Origin of the sequence: Chitinophaga sp. GbtcB8, from assembly GCF_019091455.1 — a bacterium.
Taxonomy (GTDB): domain Bacteria; phylum Bacteroidota; class Bacteroidia; order Chitinophagales; family Chitinophagaceae; genus Chitinophaga.
This window is the reverse complement of record NZ_JAGXJN010000330.1, coordinates 1-243: the sequence shown is the minus strand read 5'-3', so window position 1 is coordinate 243 and position 243 is coordinate 1. Positions and strand designations below refer to the sequence as shown.

The 243-nt window shown below is 41.6% G+C and carries 1 protein-coding gene; it reads left to right on the top strand.

What is annotated here, in order from left to right; all coding sequences use genetic code 11:
- The coding region (locus KVT36_RS32000) for a hypothetical protein (protein ID WP_217607480.1) at window positions 1-230 on the top strand (230 nt) is incomplete at its 5' end.
- Window positions 231-243: the final 13 nt, after the last annotated feature.

Sequence of the window (243 nt, the reverse complement as noted above, 5' to 3'; positions counted from 1 at the left end):
GATATTCTTTAGCGATTGCCAAAAGCGCTTCATCATTGTCAAATGAAATCAATGTAGAGTTACTATCCATGCCATCCAGTATCCAGGAAGTTGAAAGCCCGGTGCCGGTACCAAGCTCTAAGAATTTGCCGGATGGTTTTGAAGCAGCTAAGGACCGTAATAAAGAGCAGGTTAAAATGTCGGAAGCCATAGTAAAGCCATTTTCCTTTGTTGCTTTGTCTATAGCATAATAAGCGTTCGGTA